14 protein-coding genes and 1 pseudogene are annotated in these 11,990 nt (G+C 70.2%); 12 read left to right on the top strand and 3 right to left on the bottom strand.

Annotation, left to right across the window (positions count from 1 at the left end; all coding sequences use genetic code 11):
* Positions 1 to 49 precede the first annotated feature (49 nt).
* The 5 genes from Aut01nite_RS23045 (at position 50) to Aut01nite_RS23065 (ending at position 2,500) form a co-directional block, all read left to right on the top strand.
* On the top strand, positions 50 to 202 hold the full coding sequence (locus Aut01nite_RS23045; RefSeq protein WP_161790767.1) for a hypothetical protein: 153 nt from the start codon (positions 50 to 52) through the stop codon (positions 200 to 202).
* The gene (locus Aut01nite_RS23050; RefSeq protein ID WP_201775664.1) at positions 199 to 522 is read left to right on the top strand and encodes a winged helix-turn-helix transcriptional regulator; all 324 of its coding nucleotides are present in this window, start codon (positions 199 to 201) and stop codon (positions 520 to 522) included. The genes Aut01nite_RS23045 and Aut01nite_RS23050 overlap by 4 nt, the downstream gene beginning before the upstream one ends.
* 181 nt (positions 523 to 703) lie before the next feature.
* The gene (locus Aut01nite_RS23055) at positions 704 to 1,270 is read left to right on the top strand and encodes a carboxymuconolactone decarboxylase family protein (RefSeq protein ID WP_043533914.1); all 567 of its coding nucleotides are present in this window, start codon (positions 704 to 706) and stop codon (positions 1,268 to 1,270) included.
* Between the two features lie 35 nt (positions 1,271 to 1,305).
* On the top strand, positions 1,306 to 1,881 hold the full coding sequence (locus tag Aut01nite_RS23060; RefSeq protein ID WP_063958914.1) for an AAA family ATPase: 576 nt from the start codon (positions 1,306 to 1,308) through the stop codon (positions 1,879 to 1,881).
* A 25-nt stretch (positions 1,882 to 1,906) separates the two neighbouring features.
* Entirely contained in the window at positions 1,907 to 2,500 is a 594-nt protein-coding gene (locus Aut01nite_RS23065; protein ID WP_152629174.1) for a hypothetical protein, read from the top strand.
* A gap of 197 nt (positions 2,501 to 2,697) precedes the next feature.
* Here Aut01nite_RS23065 and Aut01nite_RS23070 read toward each other — a convergent pair whose 3' ends face one another.
* Positions 2,698 to 3,123, bottom strand: coding sequence for a helix-turn-helix domain-containing protein (locus tag Aut01nite_RS23070; RefSeq protein ID WP_043533913.1), 426 nt, complete (start codon positions 3,121 to 3,123; stop codon positions 2,698 to 2,700).
* Between the two features lie 52 nt (positions 3,124 to 3,175).
* Complete coding sequence (locus Aut01nite_RS23075) at positions 3,176 to 3,718, bottom strand: aminoglycoside phosphotransferase family protein (protein ID WP_052164713.1); 543 nt, start codon at positions 3,716 to 3,718, stop codon at positions 3,176 to 3,178.
* 202 nt (positions 3,719 to 3,920) lie between these two features.
* On the opposite strand from Aut01nite_RS23075, the gene Aut01nite_RS23080 reads away from it, so the two are divergent.
* The 5 genes from Aut01nite_RS23080 to Aut01nite_RS23100 all read left to right on the top strand — a co-directional run bounded on the left by Aut01nite_RS23080 (position 3,921) and on the right by Aut01nite_RS23100 (position 9,789).
* Positions 3,921 to 5,819, top strand: coding sequence for a HEAT repeat domain-containing protein (locus tag Aut01nite_RS23080; protein WP_043533912.1), 1,899 nt, complete (start codon positions 3,921 to 3,923; stop codon positions 5,817 to 5,819).
* 101 nt (positions 5,820 to 5,920) lie between these two features.
* Positions 5,921 to 6,298 carry a hypothetical protein gene (locus Aut01nite_RS23085; RefSeq protein WP_152629173.1) on the top strand — a complete coding sequence of 126 codons (378 nt, stop codon included), beginning with the start codon at positions 5,921 to 5,923 and terminating at the stop codon, positions 6,296 to 6,298.
* A gap of 305 nt (positions 6,299 to 6,603) precedes the next feature.
* Positions 6,604 to 8,232 carry a methyl-accepting chemotaxis protein gene (locus Aut01nite_RS23090; RefSeq protein WP_043533910.1) on the top strand — a complete coding sequence of 543 codons (1,629 nt, stop codon included), beginning with the start codon at positions 6,604 to 6,606 and terminating at the stop codon, positions 8,230 to 8,232.
* Between the two features lie 49 nt (positions 8,233 to 8,281).
* Positions 8,282 to 8,530: a hypothetical protein gene (locus tag Aut01nite_RS23095; RefSeq protein WP_043533909.1), complete on the top strand. Its 249-nt coding sequence runs from the start codon at positions 8,282 to 8,284 to the stop codon at positions 8,528 to 8,530.
* An 893-nt stretch (positions 8,531 to 9,423) separates the two neighbouring features.
* Positions 9,424 to 9,789, top strand: a complete 366-nt coding sequence (locus tag Aut01nite_RS23100) for a hypothetical protein (protein WP_152629172.1) — start codon at positions 9,424 to 9,426, stop codon at positions 9,787 to 9,789.
* An 849-nt stretch (positions 9,790 to 10,638) separates the two neighbouring features.
* Here Aut01nite_RS23100 and Aut01nite_RS23105 read toward each other — a convergent pair.
* Positions 10,639 to 10,914: a hypothetical protein gene (locus Aut01nite_RS23105; RefSeq protein ID WP_152629171.1), complete on the bottom strand. Its 276-nt coding sequence runs from the start codon at positions 10,912 to 10,914 to the stop codon at positions 10,639 to 10,641.
* A 499-nt stretch (positions 10,915 to 11,413) separates the two neighbouring features.
* Here Aut01nite_RS23105 and Aut01nite_RS44880 point away from each other — a divergent pair.
* A pseudogene (locus Aut01nite_RS44880) lies at positions 11,414 to 11,627 on the top strand (hypothetical protein); the annotation flags it as partial.
* A gap of 48 nt (positions 11,628 to 11,675) precedes the next feature.
* Complete coding sequence (locus Aut01nite_RS23110) at positions 11,676 to 11,969, top strand: hypothetical protein (protein ID WP_043533908.1); 294 nt, start codon at positions 11,676 to 11,678, stop codon at positions 11,967 to 11,969.
* Positions 11,970 to 11,990 lie beyond the last annotated feature (21 nt).

The raw sequence follows: 11,990 nt of genomic DNA on the forward strand, positions 1-11,990 counted from the left end.
GCCACGGCCTTCCCCGACTCGCGGCGAGCGCTGTGGGATCATGCGCCGCATGGGCCTGTTCACGCGGAGGAAGCCTGCCGAGGATCCGGGGCCGCCGCAGGGCGCCTCGTTCACGTTCATCACGTTCGGGCCGGTGACCATCACCGCCGCCGACGGCACGACCTCGACCTCGACCATCGACATCCCGGAGGACCGGCCGTGACGACGCCGATGCCGGGGCGCCCGGTGCGCGGGTCGGACACCGGCCGGCCGCTGATGGCCGCGCTGGATCTGTTCGGCCGCCGCTGGGTGCTGCGGATCGTCTGGGAACTGCGCGACGGCCCGGTCGGCTTCCGCGCCCTCCAACAGCGCTGCGACAACATGTCCTCCAGCGTCCTGAGACAGCGCCTGACCGAACTGCTCGAGGCCCGCATCGTCACCCAGCAGCCGGACACCACCTACACGCTGAGCGAACTTGGTCATGAGGCCCACCAGGCCCTCCGGCCGCTGGCCGACTGGTCCGAGAAATGGTCGCAACCCTAGAGCCCTCGTCCGGCTCGCTCCCCGGCCCTCGGACGACCGTGGCTGCCAGTGACGCCTCCACCGGCCGGAGACAGCGCTGAGGCCAGCCGGGAAGATCCGCCCCCCGCCCGAACAGTTCCCTCTATCGCTTCGGAAATCGAAGCGGTAGCCTGCTTCTGAAATCGAAGCGCCGGAGGTGGATATGGCCAGGATCGCCGCACTCGAAGCGCCCTATGCGCCGGACGTTGAGGCCCGGCTCGCCGCGATGATGCCGCCCGGGGTGGCGCCGATCGGCTTGTTCCGGACGTTCGCTAGGAACATGCCGATGACCACGGCGATGAGCGGGTGGGGGAGATACGAGCTGGGGCGCGATCTGTCCCTCAGCCTGCGGGAGCGGGAGATCGTCATCCTGCGTACCTGTGCCCGGTGCCGCTGCGAGTACGAGTGGGGTGTCCACGTCTCGTTCTTCGCCGACCGGGCCGCGCTCACCCGCGATCAGATCACTTCGGTCACCCACGGTTCACCCGGCGATCCGTGCTGGGCCGCCGACCGTGAACGGGCGCTGATCGACGTGGTGGACGCCCTGCACGACTCCGCCGACATCGGCGACGAGCTGTGGCAGTCTGCCCGCGAGGTGCTCGACGAGCCGGAGCTGCTCGATCTGCTGATGCTCTGCGGGTGGTACCACGCGATCAGCTTCGCCGCCCGTGCCGCCCGCGTCGACCTCGAACCGGGCGCACCCCGCTTCGCGGACGTCGTCACCGGCTGACGGCCCGGGGCCGGGTGCGGCTGTTAGGGTTCGGCATGTCGCGAGGTCAGGAACCCGTGCTCGTGCTGATCCGGGGAAACAGCGGCAGCGGCAAGACCACGACCGCCCGTGAGGTGCGGCGACGGTACGGGCGGGGTTGCGCCCTCGTCGAACAGGACTACCTGCGCCGGGCCGTGCTGCGGGAGCACGGCGGCGCGACGGACGCGGTGGCACCCGGGTTCATCAGCACGATGGTGCGGACCGCGCTCGACGGCGGGTACCACGTCGTGCTGGAAGGGATCCTGCACACCGGAGAGTACGGCGAGGCGTTGCGCACGCTCGTCGCCGGGCACACCGGGCCGGTCGCCTGCTTCTACCTCGACGTGACGTTCGACGAGACGGTGCGGCGGCATCGGAGCCGTGCCGAGCCGATTCCGGTGACCGCGGAGACGATGCGCGGCTGGTACTCCGAACGGGACCTGCTCGGCGTACCCGGGGAGACGGTCCTGCCGGAGACCATGACCTTCGAGGACGCGGTGACCACCATCCTGCACACCAGCGGCCTCGGGCGGGCCGCCGCGCTGACCCCGTGCCCGGCCCACTGCCCCCGCTGCACCGAGAAGCGACTCTGACCTGCGACCGCATTGCCGTCGGTAGATGAGCGAGTTCTCGCACGTCTGTGGCGGGAGCATTGCGCACAATTCCGGCCTCCACGTCGATGCCGAGCCCGGCGCCCCGGCACGGGACGGGATTCGAGCGGGGCATCCGATTAGGGCTCTGTCCGGTAACGTGCCGTTGACTCACCGCTACAACCATCGGGGGATGGCTATGTCTGTACGACGTATCGTCGTGTCTGCGACGCTCGCAACAGCAGCCCTGCTCGCCGGCACGGCGGCGCCCGCTCTCGCTGCTTACCCGGTCAGCGGCTTTCCGGCTCTCCGCAGCGCCTACGGCGGCGCGAACCTCACCGTTACCTGGTACGGCCGATCCATTGGCGTTGACTACTCGATCAAGGACATCGGAGGCGACGGCTACGAAACCTGGCTGTGCGTGACAGGTACCAATAATCCTATTACGTTCTCCAACGAGAAATGCGTGAAGGCAAACAGTCAGGCGTATTCGGGCAGCTTCGATGTCAACCCGCCGTCATGGGTGCAACGAGGGTCGTTCATGGACGCCATCGCGACTCTTTACCGAGTCAAGGATGGGTACATGACGTTTCTTGCGTCGGCTCACCGTAGCCGCCCCTGACGATCCAGGACAGCGAAAGGACGGTGCGTTTCGCCGTGCCGCCCTTCGCCGTCTATCGCGGTTCTCCGCCCCGCGACTCGCCGCCCGGCTCGGCTGCGCAGGAACCTGACCGTCATTCTGGTGTAGCGGCGTGAGTCACGAACGGGACAGGGAGTCGACGTATTACCGGTCGACCTCCGCTGACGCGGTCCGAGAGGTCAGGGGTTCTGGGTGACGTCGCGGTGGACGACCTCGTAGATCTGTTGGACGGTGAGGCCGTGACGGTGGGCGATCGCCTCGACCGGATGTCCTTCGCCGTATTCCGCGACGATCGCGTCGACGTCGAGGTGACCGGGCGCCGGCCCGGGCCATCCTGGCGGCGGCGCGGGGTAGGCCTGCGGCGGCGGGTACTGATAACCGGGTGGTGGCTGCGGCGGGGGGTGGGCCGTCGGAGGCTGGGGCTCGTAGTAGACAGGGGGCGCCGCGTAGTAGTCCGGCGGGGGCTGCACCGGGGGACCGATCTCGCTCTGCACCACCGCGTACACCTGGTCGACGGTGATCCCGTATCGCGCGGCGATCGCGCGCACGTCGTACCCCTTGCCGTAATCGGCGACGATCTGATCTTCCCAGCGCCCGGTGGTCACTCCGCCAAGTTACCGTTCCGGCGCTCGCCTCACCCGGGCGGGAGCAGGGCGTTCAGCACCCGTGCCGTTGCGCCGCCGCGAACCATCCCTTCGGCACCGGTTCGCCGAGCGCCTGCCGGCGGGGGCCGAGCCGCTCCTGGATCCTGCCGGCGACGTCGTGCAGTCTCGCCAGGCCGGGTGGCGGTTCGACGGCCAGGGTGCGGATCAGCGTGCCGGCGATCTCCGCGGCCTCCCGCAGTGGCAGCGTGTGCAGCGTCCGGTGGTGGTCGAGGCGTTCGAGCAGCAGGGCGCCCACGTCCGGGTCGGCTTCCTCGAGTTCGGCCACGCCCCGTCCGTGCGAGGCCCGCAACGCCATGGCCTCCTGCGCGTTCGTCCGGTCCGGCCAGGCCACCCGCAGCACCAGCGGCCGGTCGTCCCGATGGGCGAGGACGACCAGGCTGAGCGGTCCGTGCAACGGTTCGGCGTCGTCGAGGCTCAGCCTCCACCGTTCCGCGAGCCGCCAGACCAGCGCGGGCAGCGCTGTGACCCACTGCCGTCCCGCCGCGCCGTCGACCCGGATACGCCACGCGGCGAACGCCTCCGGCGCGGTGATCACAGCGTGGCCCTCATGCCCGCACGATACGGCCGGCCCGGCGCGGCTCTCAACGAACCGGGCTGACCGGACGGTCCCGCGGTGCCGGGCCCAGGGATCGGCGCTGATCGTACGGTCCCGCGGTGTCGGCTCCGGGGGACATGGGGGTAGGGGGTAGGTGCGGGCGGGGGAGGAGGGGACTGCTGTGGGCGTACACAATGGTCGGGTGTGGGGTGATGATCTTGAAAGTGTCGATTGGCGGCGGCTGGAGCACCACTACGGGACGGCCGAGGACGTCCCCGGCTGGCTGCGGGACTGCGCGAGTGACGACCCGGAGCGGGCGGCGACGGCGCTGTCCCAGTTCGACGTCGCGGTCTATCACCAGGGCGGCTGGATCTGCCCGGCGGCCGCGGCGGCGTTGCCGTTCCTCGTCGATCTCGCGTTCGGCGCCGTCCACCGCAGGGCCGCCGTCGTCGTGCTGATCGGCGAGTTCGTCGACGAGGCCGCACGAGTCGAACCGGAGTGGGTCGACACGGCGTGGCCCGAGGCCCTGGAACGGGCGGCGCCACGGCTGATCGCGCTGCTCGACGATCCCGATCCGGCGGTACGCCGGGAAGCGGCCCGGGTGGCCGGCACGGACGCGATGCGACGCCCCGAGATGGCGGCGGCGCTCCGGCGACGGTGGCGGGCCGAGGAGGACCGGGTCACCCGCTGGGACCTGATCAGCGCGTTCGGCCGGTTCGCCGACCCGGACATCACCGCTCTGCTGCACGGACTCCTCGACGACCCGGACCCGCAGACCGGGCTGGCGGCGGTGCACGCTCTCGCCCGTACCGAACCGGATCTTCCCGCGAGCCGCGTGCCGCAACTGGTCGCCGCCTGCCGCGGCCCCGGCATCGCCGCCTGGAAGGACTCCGCCTGGTTCGGGACGTCGATCGTGGACCGCACCGGGCAGCTGCTGCACCACGACCGGGTCGCGGCGGCCGAGTTCGCGGTCGCGCTGGGCGACGGCGCCGGCATGCGCCAGGCCGCGGTCCTGCTCGCCCAGTGGCGGTCCGCCGCGGAGGCGTTGCACGGGTTTCTGATCGACCGGCTCGCCGACGAGGACGCCGAGACCCGGTTCCAGGCCGCGTACCTGCTGGCCTGCGTCCCGTCCCCGCACGCGGCCGACGCTCTCGCCGCGCTGATCGACGACACCGCGAACGCCGGCACCGGCGGCCACATCACCGTCAGTGACGCCGCGGTGTGGGCGCTGACCCGTCTCGGTGACGCCCGTAGCGTGCAGCCGGTCCGGGAACGCCTGGCCGGGCCGCATCTCGGCTTTGCGTCGGCGGGTGAGTTCTTCTCGGCCACGCCCGGCTCTTGGCATGGCTTCTGGTTACCTGCTGTCGACGAGGCGCTGTCCCCGCTCACCGAGTACGCCGCCGCGCTGGTCCCCGCCGTGCGGGTCGGCGCCTCGCACGCCCTGTGCCGTCTGCTCGGCGCGTGGGGCGCCGCGTCCGCGCCGGCCGTGCCGCAGCTGGTCGCCCTGCTGGGTCACCGCCATCTGGAGGTGACCGCGGCGACCGCGATCGGTGACATCGGACCGGCCGCCGCCGACGCCGCGGACGAGTTGCGGCGGCATGCGCCGATGCCCGCCGCCGCGTGGGCACATTGGCGGGTCACCGGTGACCCGTCGCTGGCGCTTCCCGCGCTGGCCCGGGCCGCGAGCGAGGAGGACCTGCGACGGCTCGGCGATCTCGGTCCGCTGGCGGCCGGCCACGCGGACCGGCTTCGCCGGCTCGCCCGATCGTTCGACCATGGTCTGGTACGGGCGGACGCCGCGTACACCCACTACCGTGTCACCGCCGATCCGGCCGTGGCGCTCGACGTGCTGACCGAGGTGGCCCGCCCGCTCGCCGACGGCGACTGCCGCCCCGAGACGATCACCGCGCTGGAGCGTCTGGCCGTGATCGGCGCCCTCACCGCACCCGTCGTCGCGATCGCCCGCGCGGTCCTGGACAGCCCGCGCCGACTGTCCTACTTCGGCGGCTGGAACGTCTTCCGCTCCGACGAACGCCTCCGCGCCGCCGCCGCCACGGTGCTCGGAAACTCGATGGCCCGCCCCGCCGCGCCCGTGGAATGACCTGCCCCGGGTCGCCAGCTCAATCGGCAGAGCATCCGCAGGTAGCACGTTCGCCCACCGCCACCGTGGCCGTTGCCGCGATCGGGACTACCGCCCTGGTGGTGATGCTGCTGATCGCTGGGAATGCGGAACCGGCGGAACAGGAAAAGCTGCAGATCGAGGCCTTGAAGTACGGGCTGGGGTGCTTCGCCGCCGCTGGCGCGGCCGCCGCACTGCTACTGGCTGTCCGCCGCCAACTGCTCGCCGAAACCGTCCATGACCTGTCCGAACGCAACCACCGGATCGCGCTGCAGGCACAGGCCCACACCGAAACCGACGCCGCCGTCCGCTTGGGTGGCCTTTACCGGCCGGGTGACCTGTATCCCCGCGGGCGGGGAACTGTTCGGCGAACTCGCCGCCGGGGTCCGGCCGCGCAAGCTGCCCGACGACGGGGCCGAGTGGCGGATGCGCCCGACCGACTTCGCCGATCGCGGCGATGAGTGGGCACGGGTCTGCTACGCCCTGGCCCTGCTGGCCGAGCTGTACCGGGCGACAAACGGGACACTCCGAGTAGAGGGGCGATCACCTTGACGCTGGCCTTCGGCTGGACGAGCAGCGTGATCGCGTGGTCCACCTGTTACGGAGTCATAGCCGACGGAGACGCTGGTAGGGAGAGGGATGCCAAGGTGAGTACTGACGGCGCTAAGCGCGTGGTGGTTCATGCCGAACAGACCCACGGAAGACCCTGACGCCGGACCTTCGGGCCCGCTCGGAGAGCCCCGGTGCCTGCAGCGAAGGAAGCTCGATGACGACCACAGCTCTCCCTGTTGCCGCGCCTGCCTCGCAACGGCGGGGTCTCGCCGATCTCAGTGTGAAGGTCAAGATTGTCGCCGCGGTAGGACTTGCGGTAGCGGCAACGATCGTTGTCGGGATGGTCGGATTGAGCGCGTTGAGCAGCACCAGTAACTCCGCGCAACTGATCTACAAGAGCAACGTGGCCAGCATCAAGGCCGTCGGCGAGTTGGAGACGGTGATCCAGCAGGCTCGGTTGGACGCGGCCAACCAGGCGATCTCGCAAGATGCGGCCACCATCGCGAAGTACGCCGACGCCTTTGACGCGGACGAGCAGGCGTTCGATGCCGCGATGGCGGCTTACCGCGGGAGCATGCCGGCCGGTGACCCGGTGGTGATCGACGCGGTGCAGGCGAACTGGGACGCCTACGTCAAGCTCGTTCACGACAAGCTCTTCAAGCTGGGTGCGGCCAACGACATGGCCGGGTGGCAGAAGGTCAGAGACACCGAAGCAGCACCGATCCTGGCCGCGATCAAGGAAGCCACCGACACCCTCGACGAGACCGAGGTAGCGGACGCGGCCAAGAACGCCGCCTCAGCCGCGTCCGTCCACGACTCCGGGCAACGTACCTCGATCATCGCGATGATCGTGGGGAGCCTGCTCGCACTGGCGCTGGGCTACTGGGTGGCGCAGATGATCGTCCGGGCGCTGACCAGCGTCAAGACCGTCTGCGTCAGCCTGGCTGACGGCGATCTGACCCGCACCACCGGACTGCACACCCGCGACGAGCCGGGCCAGATGGGCGAGGCCCTGGACAAGGCCATCGGCCGGCTGCGGCGCACCGTCGCCACGATCAACGACTCGGCTACCTCCCTGGCTGCCGCCTCCGAGGAGCTCTCCGCCACCACCGGCCAGATCGCCGCCTCCGCGGAAGAGACGTCCGTGCAGGCGCAGGCGGTGTCGACTGCTACCGAGGAGATCTCCCGCAGCGTCGACAGCGTCTCGGCCGGCAGCGAGGAGATGGGTGCCGCGATCCGGGAGATCTCCGTCAACGCCAGCGAGGCCGCCCAGGTCGCCAGTCAGGCCGTCACGGTCACCGCCGCCACCTCGGAGACGATGGCGAAGCTCGGCCAGTCGTCGGCGGAGATCGGCAACGTCGTCAAAGCCATCACCGCGATCGCCGAGCAGACGAACCTGCTCGCCCTCAACGCCACCATCGAAGCCGCCCGGGCCGGCGAACTCGGCAAGGGCTTCGCCGTCGTCGCCTCCGAGGTCAAAGACCTCGCCCAGGAGACCGCCCGGGCCACCGAGGACATCTCCCGACGCGTCGAGATCATCCAGAACGACACCACCGGCGCCGTCGCCGCGATCGAGGAGATCACCCACGTGATCGCCAGGATCAGCGACTTCCAGACCACCATCGCCTCGGCTGTCGAGGAGCAGACCGCGACCACCGGCGAGATGAACCGCAGCGTCAGCGAAGCAGCGAGCGGCACCGGCGAGATCGCCCAGAACATCACCGGCGTCGCGGAAGCGGCCCGCCTGACCAGCGCAGGCGTCACACAGGCACAACACGCCACCACCGAACTCGCCCGCATGTCCACCGAGCTCAACGCCCTGGTCACCCAATTCCGTTACTGACCGCAGCAGCCGATCTGGTTGCCGTCCCCCAGGATCGATCCGGCCAGCCATGCCCTCACAACCCGGCGACTACGACCGTCAAGACCTCGTCAACGACCTGCTCGCTGCCACCCTGCACGCCCGCGCCACCATCACAACCGTGCTGCACGCTGCGGCCGTCAGCCGCGCTGCCCAGCCTCAAGCCGCAGCCGACCTCACCGACGCGGCGGCCTTCCTCGCCCGTATCCACGACAACCTGCTCCGCGCAGCCGGCCCCGGTGAGACGACCGGTCCGAACAGACACGAACCCCCCGGTTGAGAACGCAACACGGAGAACTAAACGGCCGTCCGGGTAGCAGTGACCTTTCTGTCGAGAAAATCGCTCAGCGGTATTCCGACATGATCTGTGCCCGGCGCCGGAGGGATGCCGGTTGACAGCGGGACGGCAAGGCCTTCTCCCGGTTTGTGCTGGCGGCCTGCAGGTCAGGCGGGCCGGGGTCGCCGGTGCATCAAAGCGTCGGGTACGGCGTCCCGCAGCTCCGAAGGCTGGAACGGCTTGCGCGGTTCCGGCGACGTTACAGTCATCGCCAGGCCAGCGCAGCCGCTGTGGTCCGTACGCCAATTGTCATGATCGAAATCTCTCAAACCATCCCGTAGAAGATGATCGACTCCTCTCATCGCCACCTGGGCGGAGACAAAATTCGCCGGTGGCCATGGCGACCGGGTATCCCTACCACGACGGCGCACACCCGTCGGTCCCCTGCGGTCGACGCGATGGCTGTTGATCCGCCCTGGCGCCCGTGGCGAGGGCAGGCAGACACGCCCAGCGAAAGCGAACAGGCACCCTGACCCCTCTTCAGGGTGATGAGGCACCTGACCGGAAAGGACTACCGTAGATTGTGAATGCGGTGGCTGAGCCGCTGTTCCTGCTGCCCCGGACCCCGGTAGCGCATGTTCCGATTCCGCGCCAGATCCGTCTTGGGGTGCAGTTGTGAGTTCCTCTTCTTCCGCTGTCGTATCCGCTGTGGCCGTCACATCGTTGCCAACTGCCGGTATCCGGCACTTGCAGGACCCGCTCGCATCTCCGGCCCGTCACGGTCGCCGTCCTGAGGACGTTCGAGTCCACATGTCGGCACGGCGTGGCCGATGACACCCGTGCGGAGGCTTTCCGTACCGCCACGCCGCTCGCGCGTCACGGGGTCACATGTGGCGGTGTGCCCCTCGGTCGATATCGGCGGCCCGGCCGCGGCAACGGTCGAGATCGCGGTCCACGGATCGTGGTCACACACCCTCGGCCTGGACGTGTCCGCAGCGCTGCGTGACGCTTTCGCCGGACGGCCCGGCGCCATCATCGTCGACCTGCACGGCCTGTCCGACGATGAGGCGTCCAGCCTGCCGTTGTGGTTGGCGGCCCGGCGCGCCGCAGCCGTCATCAGGCCACCGGTTCAGCTCCTGCTGTGCTTGCCCACGGCGACAGTGCTGCAGCAGCGGCTGCAATACATCGGCGCACAACGGCTGCCGATGTACGCCACGATGTCCGAAGCCCGTACCGCGGTGGCACACGCACGAATCACCTGAACGCGCCGCCCAGGCCCGGCACCCGGAGGCCGCGACAGTTCCCACTCCCCCGAACGGAGCGGACCGGGCCGGTGAGATCACCTCCCCTCCCCGGTGACCCGGCTGCGTGCCGACGGTGGCACCGCGGCGCTCAGTGGTCGCTGCCACGAACGGATTCCGTCGGTCTCCGGAGTCGGCCTGACAGTCTTCGCCTCGTCCACCAGACGCTTCGTGCTGGGCACCTCCGGACGGCTCATCGATCAGGTCGAGGATCTGCAGATCCGTCTCGACCAGGGCCCGTGCATGACGGCGTACACGAGCAGGGGACCGGTGCTGGTGAGGTACCTCGCCGACGCCGAACCCGCCGCGCATGCCCCCGGTTCACGGACGAGGCCCTACGGGCCGGCGTCGCAGCGGTGTTCGCCTTCCCCATGTACGCCGGGGCGCAGGCCGTAGCCGTGCTGGACCACCAGTGCGGCCAGCGTCAGCGCCGAACGGCCCGAACCCTCCCCACCTCACCCTGTTGGCCGCTGGTGCTGTCAGAAGCCGGCGCGGACAACACGTCGCAGGAGGCGCTGGTCAGAGGCGAGTAGGCGACGCGTAGCGGTGCCACGAACGGGGTTCGCGCGGGCCGGCCGGGTCGCCGCCGGCCCCGAGGGAAGGCCCGCCTCCGCGCCTGCTGCTCCCCGCGCAACGGTTATCACGCTGTCATGGTGGTGGTCGTAGGAGCGCGGCCACCACCGCGTTCGCTATCGCGGGGATCATGGTCAGTTCAGGCCGATCGCTGGTCCGGGACGGGCAAGGTCGACAGTGCCCGGCACGCCGGCGGGCAGACAGGGCGTCGGACTGGGCCCGCGAACCGCGTAGGAGTCATGAGACCGCGACTTGGCTCGCCGCTGGCACCGTCAGAAGGTATTCGGCGGTCACCTCGAACGTGCCCGACGTGCCATGGATGCGAACGGTGTGTTCGCCGGCTGCAGGTGCGGGGATCGTGGCCCACAGTCCGCAGCCCACGCGCTTGGTCACACCGGCGTCGCCGGTCACCGCGTTTCCCGCCCCGGCGGTGAACGTGATGGTCTCGTGCTCGATGCGTTCCGCCGGCACCGGCGCGCCGTCGAACTCGATCGTGCCGGTGGCCTCGGCCATGAAGTCTCGGCAGTCTCGCTCGTCGCTGCTGGTCAGGTTGACGGCGGGTACGACCAGGGGTGCACCGGGCGACACGGTGCACCGGCGCCGAACTCGGTCACCGAACGTGCCGGCTAGAAACCACATACCGGCGGGCTGGTTGCGTGCGCAGTGCACGCCGGTGCTGTCGGCGACGGGATTCGTGGCTGTGGGCTCAGCGGCGGCCCACTCCCACCAAGCCGCCTGGATCGAAGGCCGAGCCGGGGATGCCGATATGGACGGTGGGGGTGTGGCGGTACCGGCGGCGGTCTGTCCATCGCAGCCGGTGAGCAGGACGGCACACGACATCGCAGCGACAGCCCGTTTCCACATGATCGCTGACCCTAGCGGGATGCCTGCCACCCGTTCGCCCGGGATCCCGATTTCCGCAGCCCGCTGTCGCGCTCTGGCCAGGTCGGGTCCGGTGGCGTGCCAGTCCCCGGCGGCCCGTTTCCCATGCTCCGCGGATCGGAGGGACCACGTGCTCGAGAAGCTGATCATTCAGAGGACGCTGCGCGTGCCCGCGAGCACCGGCGCCTCCGGTGACGGCGCCGCGGTGGCCCGGCAGCTGGACGCGGCCCTGCTCGACGTCGGGTTCACCGCGTCCCGGCCGCTGCTGGGGCACCTCGGTGCCCTGGCCCCCCGAGCCGGCGATGGACCTGGCCGCCACCGTCGTCGCCGCGGTCCGCGAGGTTGGTCGGCTCCGGTGACCTCACCGACGCCACCCACGCGGCAACGGGCGGGTGGCGCTGCCGGTGGTGTTCGCCCGGGACGCCGACGGCTGGCAGGCGGTGTGGCTGCACCTGTACCTGCGCGGCCGCCCGGCGTTCAACCAGGTCGAGGGCAACGCGGTCGGCACGGCGGAGCGGTGGTACCTGACGATGTCGTACCTGCTCGACCGGTGGCGCCCGCGGGCCGCGGTCACGATGTGGACCGGCGAGCCGCCGGACGAGCCGGTCACCTTCGTCGGCATCAAGGCCCCGGACGGATCCGAGATCTACACGCTGGACCGGCTCGCCGAGCTGCTCCCGGAATGACGGTCTCCGCCGAGGCCAGGG

This window comes from Actinoplanes utahensis, assembly GCF_016862455.1.
GTDB classification, from domain to species: Bacteria; Actinomycetota; Actinomycetes; order Mycobacteriales; family Micromonosporaceae; genus Actinoplanes; species Actinoplanes utahensis.